Raw genomic sequence first — 26658 nt, 5'->3', positions numbered from 1 at the left:
AGGAGGTGCGAGTAAAATGAATTTGCATGATCTAACTGCGACGCCGGGTTCCACCAAGGAATCCAAGCGGATCGGCAGAGGCCACGGCTCCGGACAGGGCAAGACCGCGGGCAAAGGCCGATAAAGGCCAGAAGGCCAGAGCAGGACACGGCATGCGTCCGGGCTTTGAAGGTGGCCAGATGCCTCTGCAGAGACGTATTCCGAAAAGAGGATTTAATAATATTTTTGCCAAAACCATCGTGGCGATCAATGTAAGCGCGCTGGAGAAATTCGAGACGGGCGCGGTTGTTGACGCGCAGGCGCTCAAGGACGCAGGAATCGTCAAGAAGACCTGCGACGGCGTGAAAATTCTCGGCAATGGCGCACTCACAAAGAAGTTAACCGTTAAGGTCACTGCCTATTCCGAAGCTGCAAAGCAGAAGATTGAGGCCGCTGGTGGGAAGGCAGAGGTGATCTGAGTTGTTTAAAACAATTAAGAATGCCTGGGGTATTCCGGATCTGCGTAAAAAGATTCTTTTCACCCTGCTGATTATTGTGGTGTTCCGTTTTGGCGCCACGATCCCAGTTCCGTTCCTGGATGTCAATGCTCTGAAGGGCTTGATGGGTACGGTCAACGAAACTGGCAATGCACTCAGTTATTTGGATATGTTGTCCGGTGGTGCTTTTGCAAATGCAACAATGTTTGCAATGGGTATCACTCCATACATCAACAGTTCCATCATCATGCAGCTGTTGACGGTTGCCATTCCTCCTTTGGAGCGTATGGCGAAGGAAGGCGAAGAGGGTCGCAAGAGAATTGCGACAATCACGCGTTATGTCACAGTTGCTTTGGGCTTGATTCAGGGTACTGCCTATTACTTTTATTTGCGCAACAGTACGTATCAGGGCGCTCCGATCGCTCTGTATACCTCCGGTTGGGAACAGGTGTTCGCTGCAATCGTCATTATCCTAGCATTTACTGCTGGCACGGCGATGATGATGTGGATGGGCGAGCAGATCAACCAGAAGGGTATTGGAAATGGTATTTCCATTCTCTTGTTTGCAGGCATTGTGGCAAGACTGCCGCAGACGATCCGTTTGTTGGGCCAGTATCTCTCTGCTGCAAATCAGGACCCGACAAACTATGGCAAGTATTACTTCCTGGTTCCGCTGTTTGTTGTCCTCTTCCTGGCTGTGATCTGGGTGATCGCGTTTATGAATAATTCGGAACGCCGTATCCCGGTTCAGTATGCAAAGCGCGTTGTTGGCCGCAAGATGTACGGTGGCCAAAGCACACACATTCCGATCAAGGTTGCAATGTCCGGTGTTTTGCCGATCATCTTTGCAAGCTCGATTCTCTCGATTCCGAGTACGATTCAGCTCTTTATGGGTGGGAATGTAACAGGCTTCTGGAAATCTTTCTTTGACGCCTTCTCTTCCACGGGTTGGCTTTATTCCGTACTGTATTTCCTTCTGATTATCATGTTTGCTTATTTCTATGTAACCATTCAGTATAATCCGATTGAGATGGCCAATAATCTTCGTCAGAATAACGGCACGATTCCGGGCATTCGTCCTGGCAAGCCGACTTCTGACTTCATTTCAAAGATTCTTTCTAAGATCACATTGATTGGCGCGTTGTTCCTCGCTGTGATTGCACTTCTTCCGATTCTATTCGGAGCTGCTACCGGTATGCACAACCTGTCTTTGGGCGGTACTTCCGTCATCATCTTGGTTGGTGTTGCGCTGGATACCATGAAGCAGATGGAATCTCAGATGATGATGCGCCATTATAAAGGCTTCCTTGACTGATAAGGAGGAAATGATATGAATCTGATTCTTCTTGGCGCACCGGGCGCCGGTAAAGGAACCCAGGCAGAGGTCATCTGCCAGCATTTATCCATCCCCGCAATTTCTACGGGGAATATGATCCGCGAAGCGCTGAAGAGCGGCACGGAGATGGGCTTGAAGGCAAAGTCCTTCATGGACGCAGGCAAGCTTGTGCCCGATGAAGTTGTAATCGGCATCGTCAAAGAGCGTTTGGCCCAGGACGATTGCAAGAACGGCTTTGTGTTGGACGGTTTCCCGCGCACCATCCCCCAGGCCGAGGCTCTGGATAAGATGGGCATTGTGATCGACAAGGTCATTGATATTGAAGTTGCCGATGACAAGATTGTGGAGCGCATGTCCGGACGCCGCGTCTGTGAGACTTGCGGTGCTACCTACCACCTGCTGTACAATAAGCCGGAGGAGGAAGGTAAGTGCGGCAAATGCGGAGGCGCCCTCATTCAGCGTAAGGATGACCATCCGGATACAGTGAAAGAACGCCTGCATGTATACCACGAACAGACCGAACCCCTCAAGGATTATTACGAGAAACAGGGGAAGCTCCGTATCGTGGAAGGTCAGGAAGAAGTGGCGGATACCACCAAACTGACGCTGGCGGCATTAGAGGCGTAATCATGATTGTGCTTAAAACCAGCCGCGAGCTCGCGATTATGCGGGAGGCGTGCAGGATCTCTGCAAAAGCACTGAAACTGGCCGGCGAGGCGGTCGAGCCTGGGGTTTCTACCTGGGAGATCGACCGCATTGTCCGTCGGGTAATCGAGGAAGAGGGCGGAAAGCCCAACTTCCTTGGTTACGGCGGATTCCCGGGCAGCGCATGTGTCTCTGTAAACGACGTGGTGATCCACGGCATACCCCATAAGGAGATTATCCTCAAGGAAGGCGACATTGTCAGCATTGACACCGGCGCCTTTTATGACGGATTTAACGGCGACAACGCTTATACCTTCCCCTGTGGGGATGTGAGTGAAGAAGCCAAGCGCCTTATGGATGTCACACGCGAGAGCCTCTTTGAGGGTATCAAGGCCGCTCAGGCCGGAGCCCGCGTTGGGGATATTGGTAGCGCGGTCCAGCGGTATGTCGAGGCGCGCGGCTACTCGGTGGTACGGGATTTTGTCGGCCACGGAGTAGGTGCGAAGCTGCATGAAGACCCGAGTGTTCCCAATTACGGCACGCCAGGCAGAGGCGTGCGCCTGTTACCAGGCATGACCATCGCGATTGAACCAATGATCAACGCCGGTGTGAAGGAAGTAAAGACGCTGGAGGATGGTTGGACGACTGTCACGGCGGACGGCAAACTTTCTGCACACTTTGAGCACACCATCGCCATCACCCCGGATGGACCGGTGATTATGACTTTGCCGGAATAAAGGGGGAGACCATGGACTTTGTGAGAGGACTCGTTGTCCGTGCCCTCGCCGGGCGGGACAAAGGCGGCTTCTTTACGGTGCTAGAGGCGAGCGGCGATATGGCCGTGATTTGTAACGGCAAACGTCGAAGTCTGGAGCATCCAAAGAGAAAGAAGCAAAAACACCTTCTGATAACCAAGACCATCTTGGAAGAGGGTTCATTGCAAACCAACCGTGAAATTCGCCATGCCCTTCGTCCATTTGAAGGGAAGGGCTGTTTTCCGCAAGAGGAGGCTACAGTATGTCGAAACAGGACGTAATTGAAACCGAGGGTATTGTGACGGAAGCACTCCCAAACGCAATGTTTATGGTAGAGCTTCAAAACCACCACCAGGTGTTGGCCCACATTTCCGGTAAGCTCCGGATGAACTTCATTCGTATTTTGCCGGGCGATAAGGTGACGATCGAACTTTCTCCGTACGATCTGACCCGGGGCCGCATTACGTGGCGTTCGAAATAAAGGGATTTCGCAGAGCTGTAAGAACTGCGGGATTTCAACATGAGACTTCACTAAGGGAGGGCGCACAAATGAAAGTCAGACCTTCTGTCAAAAAGATTTGTGAGAAGTGCAAAATCATTAAGCGCAAGGGAAAAGTCATGGTGATCTGTGACAACCCGAAGCATAAGCAGCGCCAGGGTTGAAAGCTGCGCTTTCAGACACGGCCCGCCTAAGACGGCGGGGACCGCGGGGATGGGGCAATGATGCCCCAAAAACCCGTGTTCCGCTTGGGGGCTTGTCCCCATTAATTTGAAAGACTAATTTGGAGGTGCAACAGTATGGCGCGTATAGCAGGTATTGATCTGCCCAGAGACAAGCGCATCGAAATTGCTCTTACCTATATTTATGGCATTGGCCGCAAGACCGCCACGGATATTTGCAAGGCAACGGGTGTGAACCCCGACATCCGCGTAAGAGATCTGACGGAAGACGACGCATCGAAGTTGAGAGAATACATTGATCACAACTGCCGCGTGGAAGGCGACCTTCGCCGCGACGTTGCGTTCGACATCAAGAGACTGATTGAAATCGGTTGCTATCGCGGTCTCCGTCACCGCAAGGGTCTGCCCGTAAGAGGCCAGCGTTCTAAGACCAACGCACGTACGCGGAAGGGTCCGAGAAAGACCATGGCCAACAAGAAGAAATAAGTAGGGAGGGATTTAAAAGATGGCAGCACAGAAGGGCGCTAAGAGAGGTACCACTGTTCGCAGACGCCGTGAACGCAAAAATATTGACCGTGGAGCTGCTCATATCCAGTCCACCTTTAATAACACGATTGTGACCATCACCGATACCCAGGGTAACGCGATTTCTTGGGCAAGTTCCGGTGAGTTGGGCTTTAGAGGTTCTAGAAAGTCCACCCCCTTTGCCGCACAAACCGCAGCAGAAACCGCAGCAAAAGCAGCGATGGAGCACGGCATGAAGACGGTTGAGGTTTACGTTAAGGGTCCGGGTGCAGGACGTGAGGCTGCGATCCGCGCACTGCAGGGTGCAGGTCTCGAAGTCAGCATGATCAAAGATGTCACCCCGATTCCGCACAATGGATGCCGTCCTCCGAAGAGAAGACGTGTATAGTTTTGTAAAAGGAGGAAACGAGCTATGGCGAAAAATATGCAGCCGATTCTGAAAAGATGCAAGGCACTGGGAATCAGCCCCACCGTTATGGGTGTCAATAAAGAGACAAGACGCAATCCGAAGCCGGGCAGAAGAAAGCAGAGCGAATATGCTGTCCAGCTGAATGAGAAGCAGAAAGCAAAGTTCATTTATGGTGTACTTGAGAAGCAGTTCCGTCATTATTATGAGGAAGCAAGTAAAACCAGAGGTGTTACAGGTGAAACACTGCTTCAGCTCCTTGAAAGAAGACTTGACAATGTTGTTTACCGTCTTGGCTTTGCCAACACTAGAAGAGAAGCTAGACAGATGGTCAACCATGGACATATCACGGTAAATGGCAAGCGTGTGGATATTCCGTCCTATCAGGTTAGCCCGGGTGAAGTCATTTCTATTCGGGAAAAGAGCCGTGGTTCTGAGCATGTGAAGCAGATTCTGGAGAAGAATGCAGCTACGATGATCCCGAAGTGGCTGGAGCTGAACAGAGAGACTCTGCAGGGCAAGGTTGTTGCATTGTCTGAGAGAAGCGACATTGATTTCGATATCAATGAGACTTTGATCGTTGAGTTGTACTCCAAGTAATGCAGTTGCCTAACCACATAAAAACCAGGATGGCAGGCAGAATCATCCGCTTTATGTCAAGGAGGGTCGCTAATGATCGAGATTGAGAAGCCAAAAATTGAAACAGAAATCCTAAGCAATGACGGAACCTACGGTAAATTTGTAGTGGAACCGCTGGAACGCGGCTTTGGTACTGACGCTGGGCAACAGCCTGCGGCGGGTACTGCTTTCCTCCCTGCCGGGTGTTGCAGTTACATCGATGAAGATCGACGGTGTTCTGCATGAGTTTTCGACTGTCCCGGGCGTCAAGGAGGATGTCACCGAGATTGTTTTGAACATCAAAGGTTTGACCGCGAAACTCCATTGCGACGGCCCCAAAACAGTGGAGATCTGTGCAGAGGGCCCGTGTGAGGTTACGGCCGACTCTATCAAGTGCGACAGCGAGGTTGAGATCCTGAACCCGGATATGCATATTGCAACACTGGGGGAAGGCGCAAAGCTGTATATGGAACTGACCCTGGACAAAGGCCGCGGATATGTCCCCGCAGAGCGGAATAAGCAGAACATGCCTGCGGGCGTGATCGGCGAACTCCCGGTTGATTCTATCTACACTCCTGTTTATAAAGTGAATTACAACGTAGAACCCACTCGTGTGGGACAGCGCATTGATTTCGATAAGCTCACCTTGGAAGTGTGGACCAATGGGATTATCGGAGCACAAGAAGCAGTTTCTCTGGCCGCAAAAGTTCTGACCGAGCATTTGAATCTCTTTGTCAATTTGTCCGATAAGGGTAGCAGCACAGAGATCATGGTCGAGAAGGACGACAAGGGTAAGGAGAAGGTGCTGGAAATGACGATTGAAGAGCTGGACCTCTCCGTCCGCTCTTTCAATTGCCTCAAGCGCGCTGGAATCAATACAGTGGAGGACCTTATCAACAAATCGGAAGAAGATATGATGAAGGTCCGCAACTTGGGACGCAAGTCCTTGGAGGAGGTCGTTTGGAAGCTGGCCTCCCTCGGCTTTAATCTGCGCAAGGACGACGAATAAGACCTTGCGAACCAAAGGTAAAGGAGTGATATTCGATGCCCGGAACCAGAAAGCTCGGAAGAGCGACCAGCCACAGAACCGCAATGCTGCGTGCGATGGTCACATTCCTTCTTGAGAACGGCAAGATCGAAACCACAGTCACACGTGCTAAGGAGGTCCGCTCCCTGGCAGAAAAGATGATTACGATCGCAAAGACGAACGATCTGCACAGCAAGCGCCTTGTGATGGGATTTGTCACAAAGGAAGCTGTTACAAATAAGCTTTTCACAGAAATTGCGCCGAAGTATGCTGACCGCAATGGCGGGTATACGCGCATTACAAAGCTCGGACCACGCCGCGGCGATGCAGCCGAGATGGCGATCATTGAGCTTATCTAAATTCCATAAGAACAGGCCCCGCACAATTTTGTGCGGGGCTTTTTTGCGGTATCTACGATCATTTGTATGACACTGGTTTTGATCCGAAGTGAAAGAGACAATTAGAATGTACGCAGTAATTTGAAACAAAAAATTTGTCTATATGCGGAGGTAACCCGGCGTGGCAAAATGTGAAGAGACATCCAGATATTGTTAATCGAAATTACACAAGTGTAACCGCCTGTATGCTTGCCAATTTCGTAGCGGTAGAGTATAATAGTACTTACCAAAACCGCCAAATTTGGGCAGCAAAGTTTCGTTCCTATTGCGAAAATGCTGCAATATGATTCAAAAAAGGAGAGGAACGTATGAGAAGAGCAAAAAAGTTGCTGTCACTGGCTTTAGCGGCGGCTATGTTTGTTTCTACTTTTAGCAGCACAGCTTTTGCGTCCGATATGGACGACGCATATGAAGTCGACCGTGTGGATGGAAAATATGCCGTTGTACGGGTGGAGGATGACGGTGAATATTATGATTCAAAGTCCTCGATTACAATTCCGAGTAAAATAAAGAGCAGAACGATCACCCGTATAGGGGACGGCGATTCTTCCATTTTTGCAAGCGGCGGTTCGGAAAAGAATGTTTATTTGCCGGATACGGTTGACATTATCTCAGACGGCGCTTTTGAGGATTCTACCGTCAAACGTGTTTCGATGGAAGAAGGTCCTGTAGAGATCGGTGAGCGTGCTTTTGCCAATTGTGAGAACTTGACTTCTGTTACCTTTGCCGATAGTATCACAAAGATGGGAATTGAAGCGTTTAGTGGATGTACTTCCCTGAGAAGTGCAACTTTGCCGACAAGTCTAACGAAGATACCGGATAATGCTTTTCAGGATTGCACGGATTTGCGTTCTGTCACCATCGGGAGTTATGTGACGAGTATCGGTGACAGTGCTTTTGCTGGATGCGACAGTTTGGAGGAAGTTACCATTCCACCCAATGTCACTCGAATCGGTTATGATGCGTTTGACGACTTTACTCTGATTAAAGGCTATAATGGAACCGCGGCGCAGAAATATGCCGAGGAAAACGATATTGATTTTGAGAATCTTGGTTCCTCTTATGGTGCAGCTGTTCGTTTGAGCACAACCTCTCTGACCGTAGCAGTCAATGGGACCAATACGTTTACAGTGACCAACCCAACCAATGGAGGTTTTAGCGTATCCTCCAATTCCAGCGCAGTGAGTGTAACGCAGAGCGGTTCTACGGTTACGGTGAGAGGTGTTTCTTCTGGAACAGCTACGCTGACTGTATCTGCGACGGGATATGCTTCAGCAACGCTGACCGTGACGGTTTCGACCAATGCAATTGTAAATTCCGGCTCTGCTCTATCTTTGGATACCAGTTCCTATTCGTTCAATGTTGGGAATGTATATTATCCTTTGGCAAGAACCAACGCTGCGACGGTGCCGACTTGTACAAGCAGTAATCCAAATGTGGTTACGGTCAAGTACCAGGCAGACCGTTCCAATCGCGCAGACTTGCGTGGCAATTATTCCCATGCCTATCTGTATCAGATTCAAGGAAAATCCGCTGGCACGGCAACAATTACCATCACGAGCGGCAGTTACAGCGCTTCTTTCCCTGTGACAGTCGGGACTTCTCCGAATGGTTCTGCCTTTTGCAATCCGAGTGTTAACTTCGGTGTGTACAAGGGAAGAAGCTATGACGTTCAAATGACTGTGACGGGTTCCAATAATATGCCGAGCTTCACAGTGGGCAATGGAAATGTATTTAAGACCCAGTATGTAGGAAAGAGCGGAAACGTATATACATTCCGTGTATGGGCGGTTGGAAATCCTGGCGAAAAGACAGGTTTGTATACACAGATGCCCGGTGATTCGAAAGTGGTTCTGCACTGTGAGGGACAAATCGCTTACGGCTGATAAGTAGGCCATGGTAATAGAACGGCTTTTGTCGGGCCCAACACATTTGCAGATTTAGTTATTTTACAATGGACCAGTGTGAATGTATCACGCTGGTCCATTTTTTGTACAGAGAAAACCATTCGTTAGGGGAATGGTTCAAAAGAAGGTTAATGCCAGAGATGACAATCGAAACTCCTTTTGTTGTTTCTTACGGTTTGATAACTGCAAGGAACAACAAAGGAAGGGAACATCCAAAAATGAATGACAAGCAGAGTTAAGCACATACGACTTGGAAATGCAAATAGTATACAGAGCTATTGATAGGAATCGAAACAGATCGGGGCCGTAATTTATCAAAAAGAGAAAATTATGTTTCATATGACCTTTCCCCATCGAGAAATGTGTGATTCGGCTCCATGTGGTATTTGCGCCGAAATATCGGAGAAAGGTATTTTGGCAAGGAGAAGTAGTAAAGATCTTGCAAATGTTATGCGAGTAGAAGAAGATTAAAAATAATAAAAGAAGAGGTGTACTCGGATTATGTACCTATGCTTGTAGAGATTCCATCGAAAGGAAATGTGACCAGTTGTATAGGCTACCAGGATATGAAAAGTATGCGGAATGGAAGTATAAGTACCGGAAGTATAGTAGCGACAGAGATGCCATCCAATTTGTTGGCGATGGTCATTTTAATAGGTCCCTCCTACAAATAAACGAACCGAGATGTTTTAGTACCGCAGATATTATGTGGGTATAGCAGGAAAGAATGTGAAAAAGATAAAAGAATATATTCAAAGACAGTTAGAAGAAGATAAAGGTGGAGAACGTCTGAAGATGGGAAACTTCTAAGAAATCTGTTTAGGGGTAGCAAATAAAAGCTTATGCAGATGTCAGATCGTACCGACATGGCGTGACGCGTGGCTAGTAACATGCGGTTTCATCCGTTAATGAAAAACTACCAGCTCCGCCGGGGAATTTTTTATTAATTTTGCATTCCTGTATAATTAATTTATATCCTTGAGGTGATTTTTTTGAAAGGTCTTAAATAATAAGAGCTGTCGCTTTTTAAAGGTTGTACCGCGAAATGCATCGACTTTACAATGTTTCATCTCTATATAGGATGCAAATCGTATAGATTGTTAATAATACAATGCTTTTTAGAAACTTATATACAAATAGTATTATAATATATAAATATACAATTTATTATTTAAAATATGGCTTATTGGAAAATTTTTTAAGATGAAACGAAACGTGCATAATTGTGTATTCTTTTGATATTTCTTGCCTAGTGAGTTGTAAGAGGAAAAACTTTGGGCTATAATGAAGTTATCAAAATAAAAAAGAGGCTTCTACAGCGGAGGAATATCTGTGGTCCTCTTTGCAAATACATCGACTTTACAACAAGAACTGCGAAGTGATGCTTGTTCCATGGGAAGGAATTTTGCAGAGGGCTAGGGAAGCATACAGCCGCTTTCAGAACGCACTCCCAGATGAGGTGAAAAAATGATTCTGAAGAATGCAAAGATTATGGATGATACGTTTACATTGGTGGATGCCTGCCTATCTACAGATGGCGAAAAAATTGCGGAGATTGCCCCAGAACTCCATGGGGATGAAGAGATTGATCTTTCCGGATGTGTAATAGTCCCTGGTTTCGTAGACATTCACATTCATGCCTGTGTTGGTGCGGATACTTGTGATGCATCTACTGCGGGACTGGCAAAAATGGCCGCCCATTTAGTTACGAAGGGGGTGACCAGCTTCTGTCCTACAACGATGACGGTTTCCCATGAAGAAATTGAAGATGCTTTGGCTAGTGTAAAAGCTTGCATGGATGACCGTCCCTTTGGTGCGGCAATTATGGGAGTCAATATGGAAGGGCCGTATATTTCTATTAATAAAAAAGGCGCACAGAAGGGTGAATATGTCAAAAATCCAGATTGGGAGGAGTTCAAGAGGTTCTACGATGGGTGTGGAGGCATTATCAAACTGGTAGATATTGCGCCAGAGTGTGAGGGAGCCGATGAATTCATCAAAAAAGCGAGCAAACTTTGCACTGTTTCGATTGCCCATACGGATGCCGATTATGATCAAGCAAAGCATGCCTTTAATATCGGCATAACGCATGCCACCCATTTATACAATGCGATGAGTGGTATGACGCATCGTTCTCCGGGGTGTAGTTGGCGCTGTATTTGACGATGAGCGTGTGCGCGCAGAAATCATATGCGATGGGTTCCATATTAATCCAGCAGTGTTGCGGATTACATTCCGCCAGCTTGGGGAGGATCGTACGGTGATTATCAGTGATTCCATGCGTGCGGCGGGTGAACCGGACGGCATTTCCGAGCTAGGAGGGCAAACGGTCTATGTCAAAGATGGTCAGGCGCGCTTAAAGGATGGAACAATTGCTGGATCGACCACCAATATGCACCAGGAAGTGTGCAATTTGGTGCGATTCGGTGTACCGTTTAAACAGGTAATTAAGAGCGCAACCATTAATCCAGCCCGTGAAATCCACGAGGATGCCAATATTGGCAGCATTAAAGTGGGAAAACGTGCCGATCTAGTGGTATTGGACAATGATTTGAATATTAAAATGGTTATTGCACGCGGCAAAATTGCTGTGGACAACCGGTAAGGAATGGAAAGCTAAAAAGGGTGGGACGAATTTCGTCCCACCCTTTTGTTTAGGGAATTCCCCTGTATTTTACTGATGGCATAAGCGGTTTATCATATGATTTAGAACGATTATAAGTGTTCCCAATGGATATTCGAAAAGCGCTCTTTCCCGTTGATTGTAAGAATACTGGAATGGGAAAAAGCCGTTGCACATGGTATACATACAATCGCTATATTTTTAGAAGGAAAATAGAGTTGAAAAATAAAAGTTGGAAAATGATGTTGATGTTTTGAACGATCTAGGGCTGTGAATCAAAAGGGATGGAAGGTATGATTTTGATCGATCGGTAAGGAACAAAAAGAGAACATGACAACGGAAGAACAAAAAATTCCTAAAAATCGAATCGTTCGAATCCAGGAGTCTTGTAAAATGGAATATTCTCTGTATAAGCCCCCGTACCTCACCGGGATAGAGGGTCCGCCTCCTAACATTTGGCGGGTTCTCAACCGCCGGGGTCACAGAAACGAATAAAAATTGTATATGCGCCAATAGCTCAGCTGGACAGAGCACCGCCCTCCTAAGCGCTGTATCAAAAATTCACTTCTAGGATGTAATTATGAATAGTTTTGTTCCGAACTGAAATTGTGAAGATAGAAAAAGATCTCAATAGGGCTTACATATAAAGTATCAAGAGTTCTTGAACTGCAATCCCGTCGAAAAAGTTTTCTTTCATGTATTTGTCCCTTTTTTAAGCCTGGTAGATGGTGATCTTCGTAGAAGCTCTTTTCGTTCGCTTTGATGATGATAGAAAATAACCTCTAAAGGTTTATCCGTCAGAGATTTGACGATCTCATAGAGATTGCCGTCCAAGATCTAGCGCAGTTTATGGAGTGTACTCGTTATATTGGTTAGCCGCGTTTGCCTATCAGATATAGGCAAACGCATGTAATGATTATCTTGATCGTCTGCCTTGCTTGCCTATACCCCGGTATAGGCAAATGCGGCAACCCTGTCTTGATAATCTGCCTTACTTGCCTCTATAGGCAAATTCATCGAACTACCGTAATGGTTTGCTTTGTCCATAGTCAGTAGTTGGTACATGGTTCATTCTGAAGGAACTCCCATGTGTAAGAGTATATGTAGGTATTTTGAAGTACACGTGGTATTTTAGGGCTTATCAATAACATGCATACTTGTTTCCTCATAATAAATGTAATTTGCAGATCGATAGTATGTGGTACAAGGTCGTCCTATATGGGGGATGCAATCCCCATATAGAATACTTTCAGAACACTTTTCGTGAGGAGTATAACGGGTTCATCGTGAAAATAATTTTTGTTTATGAGAGCGATGGTCAATGTATAGAGGTCGATCGCCGTTTATCGTTGTTCTTTTATGAAGAATTTCTTTTTCCAGTAGAACGGGTCCGAGGATATGGATGTGCATGGATCGTTCCATTATGTTGGGGAAAACTTGGCCTGCTATAGAAGTTGGCAATCTTGTCGGTCATAGGGTCTTTCATAAGGAGAAAGCTTGCGGAATGCTCCATTTTATAGAGTGTAAGGACCTCCTTCTTCACTTACAAAAATCCGCCTGTTGTGATGAATTTCACAACAGGCGGACAGTATTTTTTCAGGTGTGAACGAAAAATTTCGTTTTAGATCACACGGACCTTAATGATATCCGGAAATTCTTCAATCTTTGCAGCATTTCCGTTGAGGTCGCCTGTGACATCCAAAAGGGTATAAGCGTAATCCTTACGGGATTTACTCTGCATATTCTCAATATTGATGCCGAACTCCGCAAGCTTACCGGCCAAAAGGCTGATCGTATTCGGGACATTGCGGTGAATGATACAAATACGGGAGAAAGCCGGATCACGCGGCATGGAAACATTTGGAAGGTTTACAGAGTGCAAGATGTTGCCGTTTTCGAGATAATCCTTGAGCTCGTCGGCTGCCATACGCGCACAATTGTCCTCGCTCTCCGGGGTGGATGCGCCCAGATGCGGAACAGCGACAACACCCTCTACACCCAACATCTCATCCGTCGGAAAATCCGTCACATAGGAAGCAACCTTTCCGTCTGCCAATGCTTTTAGGAGGTCAGCAGAATTTACCAGGTCACCGCGTGCAAAGTTTAGAATACGCACATGATCCTGCATCTTAGCAATACTTTCTGCGTTGATCATTTCTTTGGTGTCCGGCGTAAGCGGAACATGAACAGTGATATAATCGCAGTTTGCATAGATTTCATCCAATGTCTGCGCATGCTTGGTGGAGCGGGAAAGGCCCCACGCGGCATCAACACTCAAATACGGATCGTAGCCATAGACTTCCATGCCAAGGCTCTTAGCAGCGTTGGCCACCAGAATACCGATGGCGCCAAGGCCGATAACACCAAGGCGTTTTCCGCTGATTTCCGGTCCAACAAACTGGCTTTTTCCCTTTTCGACCAGTTTACCAACTTCTGCGCCCTTGCCCTTCAAGCTCTTTGCCCATTCAATACCGGAAACAATCTTACGAGAGGCGAGCAGCAACCCCGCGATAACCAGCTCCTTGACAGCGTTGGCATTGGCGCCCGGTGTATTAAAGACGCAGATTCCTGCTTCACTGCATTTGTCCAACGGAATATTGTTGACACCCGCGCCTGCGCGCGCAATTGCCAACAAGTTACTGGGCAGCTCCATCTCATGCATGGAAGCGGAACGAACCAGGATTGCCTCTGGATTTTCGACGTCTTCGCCGCAGGTATAGTTTGCACCAAAACGGTCCAGGCCCACGGAGGAAATTTTATTTAAGCATTTCACATTGTACATGTTTATCACCTGTATCTTTCAAAAATAAAGGATCTTTCTAAATGCCATACTATGTAAGCAACAGGGCTTATGCGTTGGCTTCTTCAAACTTCTTCATAAATTCTACGAGCTTTTCGACGCCTTCCATCGGCATAGCATTGTAAATCGAAGCGCGCATTCCACCGACCGAACGATGGCCCTTTAGATTGACGAAACCAGCTGCCTCGGCCTCTTTGACAAACTTTGCGTTCAGTTCGTCGCTGTCTGTAACGAACGGGACGTTCATCAAAGAGCGGTCTTTCGGAACGACGGTTCCACGGAACATCTTGGAGTTGTCCAGATAATGATACAGAATACCCGCCTTTTTCTCATTGTATTTTTTCATTTCCTCAAGGCCGCCCATGGTGTTCTTGATCCAATCGAGTACGAGCATGCTGATATAGATTGCATAGCATGGCGGTGTATTAAACATAGAACCATTGTCCGCATGGGTCTGATAGTTAAACATGGTGGGAGTGATGTCCATCGCATGGCCGATCAGGTCCTCGCGGATAATGACAACCGTCAAACCGGCCGGTCCCATGTTCTTTTGAGCGCCTGCATACAATACGCCGAACTTGTTCACATCGATCGGTTCACTCAAAATGCAGGAGGAAATATCCGCTACCAGCGGGACCTCTCCCGTCTCCGGCAACTTTGTAAATTTGGTACCGTAGATGGTGTTGTTCATGCAGATGTGGAAATAGTCCGCATCTTTGGTAAAGGTAGAAGGATCGAGCTTCGGTATATAGCAGAAGGTCTGATCCTTAGAAGAAGCCACAACATTCGCTTCACCGTAGCGGGCCGCTTCTTTATATGCCTTTGTAGCCCACTGGCCAGTAATCACAAAGTCGGCCTTGCCGCTTTTGGTCATCAAATTCATGGGAACCATTGCAAACTGGGAGGATGCACCACCCTGTAAGAACAAGACTTTGTAGTTGTCGGGAATATTCATGACTTCACGGAGCAGGCTTTCGGCAGAACCGATGATACCCTCATAGACCTTAGAACGATGGGACATTTCCATAACCGATTGGCCACTGCCCTGATAGTCCAACATTTCGTCCGCAGCGCGGCGAAGAACAGCTTCGGGCAGCATCGAGGGGCCCGCGGAAAAGTTATAAACGCGATTCATAATGGTGCAACCTCCTATAAATTACTGCTTCAGATGAGCAGACTATAATACTATTTATTATACCGATTTAGCGCACTGAAATCAATGGAGCGAAATTCATAAATTTATTGACGAATCAAAGAAAATTTCGTCTGATTTTTGGTGGGATAAAAGGGGCGAATCTGGTGACCTTTTGACAAAAAACTTGGTCAACCGAAAAAATTGATCGGATTGTACAAAATACAAATTTTATCAGAAAAATGTTGGTCAATATTGTTGCACTTTCCATTCTTTTCATGTACAATGAAGATAATTTTGGAATCCATAAGGACCCCAGACATGGGGCCATGCATAACCAAAAAGGAATAGGGGGTGATGAAACCGTATGGCACAGCAGACAATCGACATCGTACGGGAGACGGAACGAAAAGCAGAGCAGACCGAACGGGATGCAGCACAGCAGGCTGAGCAATTGTTACAGCAGGCCCGCAAAGATGCAGAACAGACGGTGGCACATATGGCTGCTGAGGCGGACAAGCAGGCCCGGAATTCCTTGCAGGCGGCGAGCAAGCAGGGAGAATCCCGTGTGGCGAAGGCTGCTCAAGAAGCCGAGCAAGAGATTGCGGCGCTGCGTGCGCATGCACAAAAAAGGAAAAAGAGGCAATCGCCTGTGTGATTGCCGAACTCGTCGGATAGTAGCGAGTAAAAACCAATTCCGAAAGGAGGAATTGCACTTATGGCGGTATTGCAGATGCAGCGCATCAGCATATACGCTCTCAGGAAAAACCGAAAGCCCATTCTGGAATGGATACAGCGGTGTGGCGCGGTGGAGATCAACGACGTGTTGGAGGAAGACAGCGTATTCCGGCGGATCGATATGACCGCACAAAAAACACAGTTTGAAAAGAACATTGCCGCTTCAAAACAGGCATTGGATGTACTCCACCAGTATATGCCCGAGAAAAAGTCTCTGTTTGCTTCGCTGGAAGGACGCAAGGAAATTCCGGCGGTACAGTACGATGCATTCCGAGAAAAAAGCGACAGTGTGCTCCATGTGGTTCATCGTCTGAATGAACTCTCAAAGGATATTGCAGACAGCCAAGGGACGATCCAAAAATTGCAGACGCAAATAGAAGCCCTGAATCCCTGGGTGAATCTCGATGTCTCCATGAGAATCCAGGGGACAAAATGTACGGCTTCTTTTGTTGGGACGCTTCCAACGGCGTATACAGAACCTGTGTTGGAGGAGAACTTGGCTTTATTGGTACCCAAGGTCCCTCTTCATGTGGATGTGATCAGTACCTCTCAGGAGCAGACTTGCATCTTTTTGCTTTGTAACCGGCGGGATGCTCCTGCGGTGGAAGAAGCTTTGCGTACCTTGGGCTTTGCCAAACCTGCTTCGCCTTCAAAAACGCCCCCCGCAGAACGTATGCAAACGTTACAAGGGCGAATTGAGGAGCAGCAAAAAACCATGCAAGAGGCGGAAGAAGAGATCAAAAGTTATGCCCCGCAACGGGATGATCTCAAATTCATGGTGGATTACCTGACCATGCGTCAAGAGAAATATGAGGTGATTGGCCGCCTCATGCAGTCGCGGCGAACCTTTGTGCTCACCGGATATATTCCCCAAAGGGATGCGGGGAAGCTCGCCCAGGAACTGGAGCAGCGGTTTGGCGCGGCGGTGGAACTCGAAAATCCCTCGGAGGACGAGGATGTACCTGTACTCCTGAAGAACAACAAGTTTACAGAGCCAGTGGAGGGGGTTTTGGAATCCTTTAGCCTTCCTGGCAAAGGCGAGGTGGACCCCACCTCGGTCATGGCAGTCTTTTATTATTTTCTATTTGGCATGATGCTCTCCGATGCTGCCTATGGGCTGCTGATGGTGATTGGTTGCGGACTTGTGTTGCTCAAATTCAAGAATATGGAGGATGGGCTTCGCAAGACGCTGCGGATGTTTTTTTTCTGTGGGATTTCCACTACGGTTTGGGGATTCCTGTTTGGAAGTTTCTTTGGAGATGCCTTGGCAGTCGTCTCCCGGACCTTCTTTGGAAACGAAGTGGCGCTCCAGCCACTTTGGTTTGAGCCTCTCAAAGAACCGATGCGCATGCTGATGTTTGCGCTCTTGGTCGGTGTGATCCACTTGTTCACGGGTTTGGCTATGCAGCTTTACCAACTTTGCCGGCAAAAGAAGTACAAGGATGCTCTGTACGACGTGATATTCTGGTATATGCTGGTAGGCGGCGCAGTTGTGTTTATGTTGTCCAATCAGATGTTTGTAGACATCGCGCAACTCAGCTTTATTTTACCCGCTCAAGTGGGGAACGTAGCTGCAATTGTCGCAGGGATCGGTGCAGTTGGTATTATTTTTACATCGGGACGCGAATCTCGCAATCCGATCAAACGGCTGCTCAAGGGCCTTTACGGCCTTTATAACGTCACTGGCTATTTAAGCGATGTCCTGTCGTATTCCCGCCTGCTTGCCTTGGGACTTGCAACCAGCGTCATTGCAACGGTGATTAATCAGATGGGCAGTATGGGCGGCGGTGGAGTCGGTGGAGCGATCATGTTTATCCTGGTGTTTCTCGTTGGCCATACCATCAATCTGGGGATCAATTTATTGGGCGCTTATGTGCATACCAATCGTCTCCAGTTTGTGGAGTTCTTTGGAAAATTTTATGAGGGCGGCGGGCGTAAATTTGCGCCATTCGGCGTCCATACCAAATACTACAAAATCAGGGAGGAAAAATAATTATGGAAAACATGGGTATTGTACTTGCTTTGCTTGGCGCAGTTCTAGCGGCATTGTTGGCAGGCGCTGGTTCCGCAGTAGGCGTTGGCCGTGCGGGCGAGGCTGCCGCAGGCGTTGTAACAGAGGACCCGTCTAAATTCGGTAAGGTTTTGATTTTACAGCTGCTTCCCGGCACACAGGGCATTTACGGCCTGTTGATCGCGTTTATCACGCTTTCCCAGATCGGTATTCTGGGCGGTAATTATGAAATGTCTCTGGCAAAGGGATTTCTGTATTTTCTGGCCTGCCTGCCGATGGCGATTGTTGGCTATTGGTCGGCTCTGAAACAGAGCCGTGCGTCGGTCGCCTGCATCGGTCTGGTTGCGAAGCGCCCCGATCAGCTCGGCAAGGCCATCATCTTCCCCGCCATGGTCGAAACCTACGCCATCCTTGCGCTTCTGGTTTCCATCCTGGCGATTACAGGCATCGGCGGTCTGCCGGTATGATCCGCCCCCGCCAAAATATGATATGGAAAAGGAGCGCTGCGCATGACTGGATTGGAACAAATCATTAAACAGATTGAAGACGACGCGGCGGCCTCCGCGGCCTCTATCCGCAGGGACGCGGAGGAGAAAGCGGCGCAAATTGCACAGGAGGCACGGTCGCGCGGTGAAGCGCGCGCGCAGGAAATTGCAGAACAGGCAAAGGAAAAGGTGAAAGACCTACAAAGCCGGGCAGAGTCCGCGGCAGCTCTGCAAAAACGGCAGAGCATCCTTGCGGCCAAGCAGCAGATTATTCGGGAGTTGATGGACAAAAGCTTGCGGGCGATGGATGCGCTTGCGCCTGCGGATTATTTTGCCAATATACAAAAATTAGTCCATAAGTACGCGCTAGCCCAGAACGGCGAGATCTTTTTCTCACAAAGGGATCTGGATCGCCTGCCCAAAGGGTTTGAACAAGAACTTGCGCAGGCCGTCCCGGCCGGAGGCAGCTTAAAAATATCCCGTGAGCCGCGGAACATGGAAGGCGGCTTTGTGCTGGTGTATGGCGGCGTGGAGCAAAACTGCTCTTTCGCGGCGCTATTCGACGCCGCAAGAGACAGCTTGCAGGATAAACTGCATGCGCTGCTCTTTGCGGGAGGATACTGATATGGCGGAAAAACAATACACCTATGCAGTCGCCCGCATCCGCACGAAAGAGCTCAGCCTTTTGAAAAGTGCTTTCCTGGAACAGTTGCTGGCAGCGAAAAGCTATGCAGAATGCATCCAGCTTTTGTCAGAAAAAGGTTGGGGAGACGGGACGGCAACGGACGCGGAACAAATCCTCAAAGGGGAACAGGAAAAAACCTGGGCCCTGATGGAGGAATTGGTGGACGATGTATCGGTCTTTGACGTGTTCCTCTATGCAAACGACTACCACAATCTAAAGGCCGCGATCAAAATGGTGTATCTGGATACAGAACGGCGCGAGGCATTTTTCTCACATGGGACTGTACAGCCGGAAACCATGCTGAAGGCGCTTCGCGAACAGGATTATTCCCTGTTACCAGAGGCAATGCGGGCCCCTGCAAAAGAGGCGTTTGATCTCTTGTTGCATACACGTGACGGCCAGCTTTGCGACGTCATAGTCGATCGCGCGGCCTTGGATGCAATCTATGCAGCTGGAAAAGCAGCGGATCACCCGATCATTCGGGAATATGCGGAGCTAACCGTAGCCGCTGCAGACATCAAAATTGCGGTTCGCGCACAAAAAACCGGAAAGTCCTTGGATTTTCTCAAGCGCGCGTTGGCCCCTTGCGATTCCCTCGATGTTGAGCAGCTTGCGAAAGCTTCCCTCGAGGGGCAAGATGCGGTCTACAGCTATCTGCAAAGGACGGCCTATGCGGATGCGGTGCCGGTGCTGCAAGAATCGCCTTCTGCGTTTGAGCGCTGGTGTGACAACCTGATTATACGGGATATTCGTCCACAACAGTACAACCCCTTTACCATTGGACCGCTGGCCGCGTATATCCTGGCGAGGGAGAACGAGGTAAAAACAGTGCGCATCATTCTTTCCGGAAAATGGAACCATCTGCGGGAAGAAGCGGTGCGCGATCGTATGCGGGAAATGTACCGCAATGTTTAGGGGGGAGTGCCATGTATAAAATTGCAGTGATGGGAGATCGGGACAGCATCTATGGCTTTGCGGCCTTGGGGCTGGACACCTATCCCGTGACCGACCCAATCGAAGCGGCCCGGAAGCTGCGGGGATTGGCGGAGCAGGAATACGCGGTGGTCTATATCACCGAGGCGCTGGCAGAGACCCTTGAGGCAGAGATTGACCGTTACCGGGAGCAGATGCTGCCCGCAATTATTTTGATTCCGGGAGCGTCTGGCAATACCGGAAAGGGTGTCGCTGCAGTGAAGAAGAGTGTGGAACAGGCGGTCGGCTCCGACATTATCTTTAATAATTAATTTTATGAATCGGATAGATTTCCGGAACTCTGGGAGGGCGCAGCAGTGCTTTCCCGCAGAAAGGAACGATCAGAACAATGAGCAAAGGAACCATAAAAAAGGTTGCCGGCCCGCTGGTCATCGCTGAAGGAATGCGAGACGCGAACATGTTTGACGTGGTGCGCGTCAGCGAACAACGCCTGATCGGCGAGATCATCGAGATTCACGGCGACCAGGCTTCCGTCCAGGTCTACGAGGAGACCTCCGGACTTGGCCCGGGCGAACCGGTGGAATCCACCGGCGCGCCTCTCTCCGTGGAGTTAGGTCCCGGCCTGATCGGAAGCATCTTCGATGGAATCCAGCGTCCGCTGGAGGAGATCATGAAGGTCTCAGGCAACAATCTGCAGCGCGGTGTGGAAATCCCCGCGCTGGATCATCAGAAAAAATGGCATTTTCAGCCGCTGAAAAAGGCGGGCGATTCCGTCACGGGCGGCGATATCATCGGTACAGTCCAGGAGACGCCGATTGTGGTCCACAAAATTCTGGTGCCCAACGGATTGATGGGGACATTGCGCTCGATCAAGGAGGGCGATTATAACATCGACGAGACCGTTGCGGTGGTGGATACGCCAAACGGTTCCAGCCAGAATCTGACCTTGCTGCAAAAATGGCCGGTGCGTGTCGGCAGGCCATACAAGCAGAAGTTGTCCCCGGATATGCCGCTTGTCACAGGGCAGCGTGTCATCGATACGCTGTTTCCCATTGCAAAAGGTGGTGTAGCAGCGGTTCCGGGACCGTTCGGCAGTGGAAAAACCGTCGTACAGCACCAGCTGGCCAAGTGGGCAGAAGCGGATATCGTTGTCTATATTGGTTGCGGCGAACGCGGCAACGAGATGACGGACGTTTTGAACGAATTCCCGGAATTGAAGGACCCAAAGACGGGTTTCTCCCTGATGGAGCGCACTGTCTTAATCGCCAATACCTCCGACATGCCAGTTGCGGCACGTGAAGCGTCCATCTATACGGGGATCACCATCGCGGAGTATTTCCGCGATATGGGCTATTCCGTCGCCCTGATGGCGGACTCGACCTCCCGTTGGGCGGAGGCGTTGCGCGAAATGTCCGGGCGACTGGAAGAGATGCCCGGCGAAGAGGGCTATCCCGCGTACTTGGGCAGCCGTCTGGCGCAGTTCTACGAGCGTGCGGGCCGTGTGGTAACCATTGGCAGCGAAGGGCGTGAAGGCGCGCTGTCTGTCATTGGCGCTGTTTCTCCCCGGGCGGCGATATTTCCGAACCGGTTTCGCAGGCAACCCTACGCATCGTCAAGGTATTTTGGAGCCTGGATTCGGATCTTGCCTACAAACGTCATTTCCCAGCGGTCAACTGGTTGACCAGTTATTCCCTGTATGTCGACACCATGGAGAAATGGTTTAATGAACACGTAAATGCAGATTGGATGAACCTGCGTGCGCGTTTGATGCGTCTCTTGCAGGAGGAAGCAGAATTGAACGAGATTGTTCAGCTGGTCGGTATGGATGCCCTTTCGGCGCCGGACCGCTTGAAACTCGAAGCATCCCGTTCCATTCGTGAGGATTTCTTGCATCAGGATGCTTTCCATGAAGTGGACACCTATACGCCGTTGCAAAAGCAATACACGATGATGCAACTGGTATTGGACTATTACGACAAAGCGGTGGAGGCCCTGGGCAAGGGGGCGTCCATCGATGATTTGGTAAAGCTGCCTGTGCGTGAACGCATCGGCCGTTTCAAGTATATCCAGGAACAGGATATGCGGGCCGAATATGAGGCAATTTTGAAAGCGCTTTCCAAACAGATTGAAGAGCTTTCGCAAAAGGAGGACTTCTAAATGCCAAAGGAATACCGAACCATACAGGAAGTTGCGGGTCCTCTGATGTTGGTGCGCGGCGTGGAAGGCGTGACCTATAACGAGCTGGGGGAGATCGAGCTGTTCAGCGGGGAGAAACGCCGCTGCAAAGTATTGGAGATCGACGGCGGCAACGCATTGGTTCAGCTTTTTGAGAGCTCCACCGGTATCAACCTGAGCAACAGCAAGGTGCGCTTTTTGGGGCGCAGCATGGAGTTGGGCGTCTCAGAGGATATGCTCAGCCGCGTGTTCGACGGTCTTGGCCGTCCGATCGACGGGGGGCCGGAGATCCTCCCGGACAAGCGTATGGACATCAATGGATTGCCGATGAACCCCGCGGCGCGCAATTATCCGCAGGAATTTATCCAAACGGGTATATCTGCAATTGATGGCCTGAACACGTTGGTGCGCGGTCAGAAACTGCCGATCTTTTCCGCCAGCGGCTTACCGCATGCAAATTTGGCGGCGCAGATTGCCCGCCAGGCAAAGGTGCGCGGCACGAATGAACCGTTTGCGGTCGTATTTGCCGCCATGGGTATCACATTCGAGGAATCCAACTTCTTTATTCAGAGTTTTAAAGAGACTGGCGCCATCGACCGTACGGTGATGTTCGTCAACTTAGCGAATGATCCAGCGGTCGAGCGAATTGCAACGCCTCGTATGGCATTGACCGCCGCCGAGTATCTTGCCTTTGAAAAGAACATGCACGTACTGGTCATCTTGACCGACATCACGAACTATGCCGATGCCCTGCGCGAGGTCTCCGCTGCACGCAAAGAGGTGCCCGGACGCCGTGGGTATCCAGGTTATATGTATACGGACCTTGCGTCCCTGTATGAGCGTGCTGGACGGCAAAAGGGCAAAAATGGAAGCATCACAATGATTCCGATTCTGACCATGCCTGAGGACGACAAGACCCACCCGATCCCCGACCTGACAGGCTATATTACAGAAGGGCAGATCATTTTAAGCCGTGAATTGTACCGCAAGGGCGTCACGCCGCCGATTGATGTACTGCCTTCCCTGTCCCGTTTGAAGGATAAGGGAATCGGAGAGGGAAAAACCCGCGCCGACCACGCCAATACGATGAACCAGCTCTTTGCAGCCTATGCGCGCGGTAAGGAAGCCAAGGAATTGATGACGGTTCTCGGCGAGGCAGCTCTGACGGATATGGATAAGCTGTATGCGCAATTTGCAGATGAATTTGAGCGGGAATATGTTTCCCAGGGATACAATGCAAACCGCGATATTGAAGAGACGTTAGAAATCGGTTGGAAACTGCTCTCCATTCTACCGCGCAGTGAATTGAAGCGTATCAAAGATGCCTTCCTGGATGAATATTACGATAAAGCAAAGGCGCAGCGCGAACGGGAAGCGTAATCCACTGCGTTGCCTCACGGAAAGGGGGAGACATCTTTGGCGGCAACCCATGTAAACCCAACGCGAATGGAATTGACGCGCCTGAAGAAAAAACTTGTGACTGCCACACGGGGGCACAAGCTTCTGAAGGATAAGCGCGACGAGCTGATGCGCCAATTTTTGGATTTGGTTCGGGAGAATAAGGCCCTGCGCGAAAAGGTAGAGGCTGGTATCGCGGCAGCCAATCAGAATTTTGTTCTGGCGCGAGCGGGTATGCAGGACCCAGTGCTCGATGTGGCGTTGATGACGCCGAAGCAGGAAGTCTTTTTGGAGTGTAGCGCGCGCAACGTGATGAGTGTGGACATTCCGGTTTTCACCTATAAGACCCGCACTTCGGATGCAAACGATATTTATTCCTACGGCTTTGCATTTACGTCCAGCGATTTGGATGCGGCGGTGAAGTCTTTGGCAGATGTCCTGCCGGACATGCTGCGTCTGGCTGAGATTGAGAAGTCGTGTCAGCTGATGGCGGCTGAGATCGAAAAGACGCGCAGGCGGGTCAACGCACTGGAACATGTGATGATTCCGCAGATGCAGGCGAATATCAAATACATCACCATGAAGCTCGATGAAAACGAGCGCAGCACGCAGATTCGCCTGATGAAGGTTAAGGACATGATGCTGGAAGAGGCGCATCATTACAGCGAGCATATCCCGGAACCAGCTTGATGGAAATGAATCACAGAGAAAAAGAGGATGCAATACGAAGCCGTATTGCATCCTCTTTTGTTGTTGCCATTAGGCTTGCCCCTGGTTCTACAAGGGGTGAAATAAAAAGCCTTGGCCAAAAACCTCCGTATTACAATTGAGATGGTTTGGCAACCGCATCACGAAAGAGCCAGGAGGGTTTTACGCAAGTGAAACATGAAGGGAAGCAGACGGCGCACTCCGGCTACCGGTGCGAACACCGCCCGGTATTTGCACCAAAGTGCCGCCGGAGATGATTTATAAGGCATTACGCGGGGATATTATGAAAATCATCAAAAAGCTGTGTAAGGAGATGAAAGTAGAGATCATCGAGGGCGAGGCGTGCCCGGATCACATTCATCTTCGAGTGAGTATCCGCTATGTGTATAGCACAGTTCGTGGGGACGCTCAAGAGCAAAAGTGCGCTGATGATTTTCGATAGACATGCAAACCTAAAGTACAAATACAAGGGCCGGAATTTCTGGTGCCGAGGACCCTTTGTGGATAGTAAGAAAGGATACGAAGAGGCTCCAGGAGTATATCCAAAACCAATTGGAAGAAGATTTGGCAAGCGGCCAGATGTCTCGCAAGGGATACATGGACCCGTTTACGGATAGCAGGAGAGAGTAAGCAAAAGAAAACAGCCGCTTTTAGCGGCTGCCTGTAGCAGTGATGCAATCACAAACCCTCAGTACCCAGGGGGCAGTACTTGCTGACCCCTCTGGGATCTGAGCATACCGCTCCTTTACGAGCGGTTTTGATTGTCCAAGGCATTAGTACAGAAATGGTTGAAAAAATTCACATATAGCAAAAAATCTGAGAATACATTCGAGTAAACGAAGAATCAGGGGATGATTTCATCCATTAAGCGCTACAAGCATGATTATAGATTTGGAATCCATATGAAAATGTTATACAATATTAAAAGAAATTTTCAATTGATTCTAGTCAGAAATCCGCCCCAAAGTTCCCATCCATGAATCGGAAAATGGTGTGCAAACTTGTATATTGTTTGAATTCTATGGACAATGGGCGGTTTACTGTATAGCTATGTTTTGGATAAGGAGAGGAAAGGAAAATGAAAAAATTTTTTGCCTTACTGCTGTCACTTGTTCTATTACTATCTTTGGCAGCTTGTGGCCAAGACGCATCGAATGGAGATGTTAACAAAAACAATGGCGAAGAAAATTCGACTGGCGTTCAGGTGGATGAGGGATTGTTCAATGTTGATGTAACCTTACCCGCCGCTTTATTTGATAGCATGACAGAAGAAGACATCAAAAAGACAGCCGAAGAAAACGGCTATAGCGGTTGTGTGGTGCATGAGGATGGTTCTGTCACCTATACAATGACGAAAACCAAGCATAAAGAAATGCTCGAGGAACTTAAGAAAGTATGGACGAATCCATTAAGAACTTGACAGAGGGTGAGAATGCAGTAGCCTCCTTTATGTCGATCGACTATACGGACGATTATTCCGAAGTAAATATACAGGTAAATGCTGACGAATATACACAATGGGATAACTTCTATGCATTGGCTTTCTATATGACGGGCGCGTATTATCAGTCTTTTGCAGGAGTAGCGCCCGATAAAATTGATGTTGTAGTTCATTTTATTGATGGTGACACAAAAGAGGTTTTGAGTACCACTTCTTATAGGGACTATGTGAATGAAATGGAATCTTCTGGTGATACGAATCATTCGAACGAAAGCAGCGGTGTTTAAAAGGATGGTGTAAATCCGTTTATGGCAGGGTACATGGCTAGATCCGATGTTTGCGAGTCTTTTCTTGATTATGCGGATATAACTTCCGATGGAGTACGCCTGTGGTTGGACGTTGCTATTCGCAATATGAAGATGAATAGGGAAAAGGACATATTGGCGTTTATATAGGCTATCAAAACTTGTCATTTCAAAACCAAAGTGTTGATGAAGGAATGCATATAACACGACTTTTTGGAAAAATCCATATGTTGGTTGCAATCCTTTCCCGCGAATCGCAGACGGGCCACTGAGCCGCAAGCCAATGGGCACACCATCTGGGAATTCTGGCAAATTGCGGCGATTGTGTTTGCCTGCGTTCCCACTACAACAGGAGTTGTATGCAGCAGAGAAACCGCTGGTTGGCTGATCACTTAGCACAGCTATGGCGGGAGGCCGAATGGTCGAAAGGCCTACACCATCCAGTATGTC

Annotated in this window: 25 protein-coding genes and 4 pseudogenes; 27 read left to right on the top strand and 2 right to left on the bottom strand. The window is 48.8% G+C overall.

Annotated features, from left to right (window positions below; translation table 11 throughout):
• The first annotated feature begins 16 nt into the window (after positions 1 to 16).
• From rplO to ACGCCZ_RS06550, 15 genes and pseudogenes are all read left to right on the top strand, one after another.
• Positions 17 to 458: pseudogene (gene rplO, locus ACGCCZ_RS06620) on the top strand (50S ribosomal protein L15).
• A 1-nt stretch (position 459) separates the two neighbouring features.
• Positions 460 to 1791, top strand: coding sequence for a preprotein translocase subunit SecY (gene secY, locus ACGCCZ_RS06615; protein ID WP_054324035.1), 1332 nt, complete (start codon positions 460 to 462; stop codon positions 1789 to 1791).
• Between the two features lie 15 nt (positions 1792 to 1806).
• Positions 1807 to 2439, top strand: a complete 633-nt coding sequence (locus tag ACGCCZ_RS06610) for an adenylate kinase (protein ID WP_054324036.1) — start codon at positions 1807 to 1809, stop codon at positions 2437 to 2439.
• Positions 2440 to 2441: 2 nt separating this feature from the next.
• Positions 2442 to 3194: a type I methionyl aminopeptidase gene (map, locus tag ACGCCZ_RS06605; protein ID WP_054324037.1), complete on the top strand. Its 753-nt coding sequence runs from the start codon at positions 2442 to 2444 to the stop codon at positions 3192 to 3194.
• Positions 3195 to 3205: 11 nt separating this feature from the next.
• Positions 3206 to 3493, top strand: a complete 288-nt coding sequence (locus tag ACGCCZ_RS06600) for a hypothetical protein (protein ID WP_411655606.1) — start codon at positions 3206 to 3208, stop codon at positions 3491 to 3493.
• Positions 3475 to 3693: a translation initiation factor IF-1 gene (infA, locus tag ACGCCZ_RS06595; RefSeq protein WP_054324038.1), complete on the top strand. Its 219-nt coding sequence runs from the start codon at positions 3475 to 3477 to the stop codon at positions 3691 to 3693. Before ACGCCZ_RS06600 ends, infA begins: the two co-directional genes overlap by 19 nt.
• 68 nt (positions 3694 to 3761) lie before the next feature.
• Complete coding sequence (gene rpmJ / locus ACGCCZ_RS06590) at positions 3762 to 3875, top strand: 50S ribosomal protein L36 (RefSeq protein ID WP_054324039.1); 114 nt, start codon at positions 3762 to 3764, stop codon at positions 3873 to 3875.
• A 135-nt stretch (positions 3876 to 4010) separates the two neighbouring features.
• Positions 4011 to 4379 carry a 30S ribosomal protein S13 gene (gene rpsM / locus ACGCCZ_RS06585; protein ID WP_054324040.1) on the top strand — a complete coding sequence of 123 codons (369 nt, stop codon included), beginning with the start codon at positions 4011 to 4013 and terminating at the stop codon, positions 4377 to 4379.
• Positions 4380 to 4398: 19 nt separating this feature from the next.
• On the top strand, positions 4399 to 4806 hold the full coding sequence (gene rpsK / locus ACGCCZ_RS06580) for a 30S ribosomal protein S11 (RefSeq protein WP_054324041.1): 408 nt from the start codon (positions 4399 to 4401) through the stop codon (positions 4804 to 4806).
• Between the two features lie 24 nt (positions 4807 to 4830).
• Positions 4831 to 5424, top strand: a complete 594-nt coding sequence (gene rpsD, locus ACGCCZ_RS06575; RefSeq protein ID WP_054324042.1) for a 30S ribosomal protein S4 — start codon at positions 4831 to 4833, stop codon at positions 5422 to 5424.
• Between the two features lie 72 nt (positions 5425 to 5496).
• Positions 5497 to 6451: pseudogene (locus ACGCCZ_RS06570) on the top strand (DNA-directed RNA polymerase subunit alpha).
• A 35-nt stretch (positions 6452 to 6486) separates the two neighbouring features.
• The gene (rplQ, locus tag ACGCCZ_RS06565) at positions 6487 to 6828 is read left to right on the top strand and encodes a 50S ribosomal protein L17 (RefSeq protein ID WP_054324043.1); all 342 of its coding nucleotides are present in this window, start codon (positions 6487 to 6489) and stop codon (positions 6826 to 6828) included.
• A gap of 347 nt (positions 6829 to 7175) precedes the next feature.
• Positions 7176 to 8753: a leucine-rich repeat protein gene (locus tag ACGCCZ_RS06560; protein ID WP_054324044.1), complete on the top strand. Its 1578-nt coding sequence runs from the start codon at positions 7176 to 7178 to the stop codon at positions 8751 to 8753.
• Positions 8754 to 10241: 1488 nt separating this feature from the next.
• Positions 10242 to 10937, top strand: coding sequence for an N-acetylglucosamine-6-phosphate deacetylase (locus tag ACGCCZ_RS06555; RefSeq protein WP_411655605.1), 696 nt, complete (start codon positions 10242 to 10244; stop codon positions 10935 to 10937).
• Between the two features lie 97 nt (positions 10938 to 11034).
• Positions 11035 to 11379 (top strand): amidohydrolase family protein, encoded by a 345-nt coding sequence (locus ACGCCZ_RS06550; RefSeq protein ID WP_411655604.1) that lies wholly within the window; start codon positions 11035 to 11037, stop codon positions 11377 to 11379.
• Positions 11380 to 13018: 1639 nt separating this feature from the next.
• On the opposite strand, the gene ACGCCZ_RS06545 is transcribed toward ACGCCZ_RS06550, so the two are convergent.
• Positions 13019 to 14179, bottom strand: coding sequence for a 3-phosphoglycerate dehydrogenase family protein (locus ACGCCZ_RS06545; protein WP_054324046.1), 1161 nt, complete (start codon positions 14177 to 14179; stop codon positions 13019 to 13021).
• 67 nt (positions 14180 to 14246) lie between these two features.
• Positions 14247 to 15332 (bottom strand): 3-phosphoserine/phosphohydroxythreonine transaminase, encoded by a 1086-nt coding sequence (gene serC, locus ACGCCZ_RS06540; protein ID WP_054324047.1) that lies wholly within the window; start codon positions 15330 to 15332, stop codon positions 14247 to 14249.
• A gap of 364 nt (positions 15333 to 15696) precedes the next feature.
• On the opposite strand from serC, the gene ACGCCZ_RS06535 reads away from it, so the two are divergent.
• The 12 genes and pseudogenes from ACGCCZ_RS06535 to ACGCCZ_RS06480 all read left to right on the top strand — a co-directional run bounded on the left by ACGCCZ_RS06535 (position 15697) and on the right by ACGCCZ_RS06480 (position 26190).
• A complete protein-coding gene (locus ACGCCZ_RS06535; RefSeq protein ID WP_054324048.1) occupies positions 15697 to 15987 on the top strand; it encodes a hypothetical protein in 291 nt (96 codons plus the stop codon).
• A 60-nt stretch (positions 15988 to 16047) separates the two neighbouring features.
• Positions 16048 to 18060, top strand: a complete 2013-nt coding sequence (locus ACGCCZ_RS06530; RefSeq protein WP_411655603.1) for a V-type ATP synthase subunit I — start codon at positions 16048 to 16050, stop codon at positions 18058 to 18060.
• Positions 18061 to 18062: 2 nt separating this feature from the next.
• On the top strand, positions 18063 to 18545 hold the full coding sequence (locus ACGCCZ_RS06525) for a V-type ATP synthase subunit K (RefSeq protein ID WP_054324049.1): 483 nt from the start codon (positions 18063 to 18065) through the stop codon (positions 18543 to 18545).
• Positions 18546 to 18587: 42 nt separating this feature from the next.
• Positions 18588 to 19187, top strand: coding sequence for a V-type ATP synthase subunit E (locus tag ACGCCZ_RS06520; RefSeq protein WP_054324050.1), 600 nt, complete (start codon positions 18588 to 18590; stop codon positions 19185 to 19187).
• 1 nt (position 19188) lies between these two features.
• Positions 19189 to 20163, top strand: a complete 975-nt coding sequence (locus tag ACGCCZ_RS06515) for a V0D/AC39 family V-type ATPase subunit (RefSeq protein WP_411655602.1) — start codon at positions 19189 to 19191, stop codon at positions 20161 to 20163.
• A gap of 11 nt (positions 20164 to 20174) precedes the next feature.
• Complete coding sequence (locus ACGCCZ_RS06510; RefSeq protein ID WP_054324051.1) at positions 20175 to 20492, top strand: V-type ATP synthase subunit F; 318 nt, start codon at positions 20175 to 20177, stop codon at positions 20490 to 20492.
• Positions 20493 to 20569: 77 nt separating this feature from the next.
• Positions 20570 to 22338, top strand: a pseudogene (locus ACGCCZ_RS06505) (V-type ATP synthase subunit A).
• The gene (locus ACGCCZ_RS06500) at positions 22339 to 23736 is read left to right on the top strand and encodes a V-type ATP synthase subunit B (RefSeq protein ID WP_085533457.1); all 1398 of its coding nucleotides are present in this window, start codon (positions 22339 to 22341) and stop codon (positions 23734 to 23736) included.
• Positions 23737 to 23772: 36 nt separating this feature from the next.
• Positions 23773 to 24444 carry a V-type ATP synthase subunit D gene (locus tag ACGCCZ_RS06495; RefSeq protein WP_054324052.1) on the top strand — a complete coding sequence of 224 codons (672 nt, stop codon included), beginning with the start codon at positions 23773 to 23775 and terminating at the stop codon, positions 24442 to 24444.
• 188 nt (positions 24445 to 24632) lie between these two features.
• Positions 24633 to 25092, top strand: a pseudogene (tnpA, locus tag ACGCCZ_RS06490) (IS200/IS605 family transposase).
• Between the two features lie 448 nt (positions 25093 to 25540).
• On the top strand, positions 25541 to 25882 hold the full coding sequence (locus ACGCCZ_RS06485) for a hypothetical protein (protein WP_411655601.1): 342 nt from the start codon (positions 25541 to 25543) through the stop codon (positions 25880 to 25882).
• Positions 25858 to 26190, top strand: a complete 333-nt coding sequence (locus ACGCCZ_RS06480) for a hypothetical protein (protein WP_411655600.1) — start codon at positions 25858 to 25860, stop codon at positions 26188 to 26190. Before ACGCCZ_RS06485 ends, ACGCCZ_RS06480 begins: the two co-directional genes overlap by 25 nt.
• The last annotated feature ends 468 nt before the right edge of the window (positions 26191 to 26658 follow it).

It is taken from the genome of Anaeromassilibacillus sp. SJQ-1, from assembly GCF_046693725.1.
Lineage (GTDB): Bacteria > Bacillota > Clostridia > Oscillospirales > Acutalibacteraceae > Anaeromassilibacillus.
Note: the sequence above shows the minus strand (reverse complement) of the source record. Positions and strands in the feature narration are given on the sequence as shown.

Bases quoted from the DNA above. Each gene is read 5' to 3' on its own strand.
- ACGCCZ_RS06610 (WP_054324036.1), top strand. From the start codon at position 1,807: ATGAATCTGATTCTTCTTGGCGCACCGGGCGCCGGTAAAGGAACCCAG.
- map (WP_054324037.1), top strand. From the start codon at position 2,442: ATGATTGTGCTTAAAACCAGCCGCGAGCTCGCGATTATGCGGGAGGCG.
- ACGCCZ_RS06600 (WP_411655606.1), top strand. From the start codon at position 3,206: ATGGACTTTGTGAGAGGACTCGTTGTCCGTGCCCTCGCCGGGCGGGAC.
- infA (WP_054324038.1), top strand. From the start codon at position 3,475: ATGTCGAAACAGGACGTAATTGAAACCGAGGGTATTGTGACGGAAGCA.
- rpmJ (WP_054324039.1), top strand. From the start codon at position 3,762: ATGAAAGTCAGACCTTCTGTCAAAAAGATTTGTGAGAAGTGCAAAATC.
- rpsM (WP_054324040.1), top strand. From the start codon at position 4,011: ATGGCGCGTATAGCAGGTATTGATCTGCCCAGAGACAAGCGCATCGAA.
- rpsK (WP_054324041.1), top strand. From the start codon at position 4,399: ATGGCAGCACAGAAGGGCGCTAAGAGAGGTACCACTGTTCGCAGACGC.
- rpsD (WP_054324042.1), top strand. From the start codon at position 4,831: ATGGCGAAAAATATGCAGCCGATTCTGAAAAGATGCAAGGCACTGGGA.
- rplQ (WP_054324043.1), top strand. From the start codon at position 6,487: ATGCCCGGAACCAGAAAGCTCGGAAGAGCGACCAGCCACAGAACCGCA.
- ACGCCZ_RS06560 (WP_054324044.1), top strand. From the start codon at position 7,176: ATGAGAAGAGCAAAAAAGTTGCTGTCACTGGCTTTAGCGGCGGCTATG.
- ACGCCZ_RS06555 (WP_411655605.1), top strand. From the start codon at position 10,242: ATGATTCTGAAGAATGCAAAGATTATGGATGATACGTTTACATTGGTG.
- ACGCCZ_RS06545 (WP_054324046.1), bottom strand. From the start codon at position 14,179: ATGTACAATGTGAAATGCTTAAATAAAATTTCCTCCGTGGGCCTGGAC.
- serC (WP_054324047.1), bottom strand. From the start codon at position 15,332: ATGAATCGCGTTTATAACTTTTCCGCGGGCCCCTCGATGCTGCCCGAA.
- ACGCCZ_RS06535 (WP_054324048.1), top strand. From the start codon at position 15,697: ATGGCACAGCAGACAATCGACATCGTACGGGAGACGGAACGAAAAGCA.
- ACGCCZ_RS06530 (WP_411655603.1), top strand. From the start codon at position 16,048: ATGGCGGTATTGCAGATGCAGCGCATCAGCATATACGCTCTCAGGAAA.
- ACGCCZ_RS06525 (WP_054324049.1), top strand. From the start codon at position 18,063: ATGGAAAACATGGGTATTGTACTTGCTTTGCTTGGCGCAGTTCTAGCG.
- ACGCCZ_RS06520 (WP_054324050.1), top strand. From the start codon at position 18,588: ATGACTGGATTGGAACAAATCATTAAACAGATTGAAGACGACGCGGCG.
- ACGCCZ_RS06515 (WP_411655602.1), top strand. From the start codon at position 19,189: ATGGCGGAAAAACAATACACCTATGCAGTCGCCCGCATCCGCACGAAA.
- ACGCCZ_RS06510 (WP_054324051.1), top strand. From the start codon at position 20,175: ATGTATAAAATTGCAGTGATGGGAGATCGGGACAGCATCTATGGCTTT.
- ACGCCZ_RS06500 (WP_085533457.1), top strand. From the start codon at position 22,339: ATGCCAAAGGAATACCGAACCATACAGGAAGTTGCGGGTCCTCTGATG.
- ACGCCZ_RS06485 (WP_411655601.1), top strand. From the start codon at position 25,541: ATGAAAAAATTTTTTGCCTTACTGCTGTCACTTGTTCTATTACTATCT.
- ACGCCZ_RS06480 (WP_411655600.1), top strand. From the start codon at position 25,858: ATGGACGAATCCATTAAGAACTTGACAGAGGGTGAGAATGCAGTAGCC.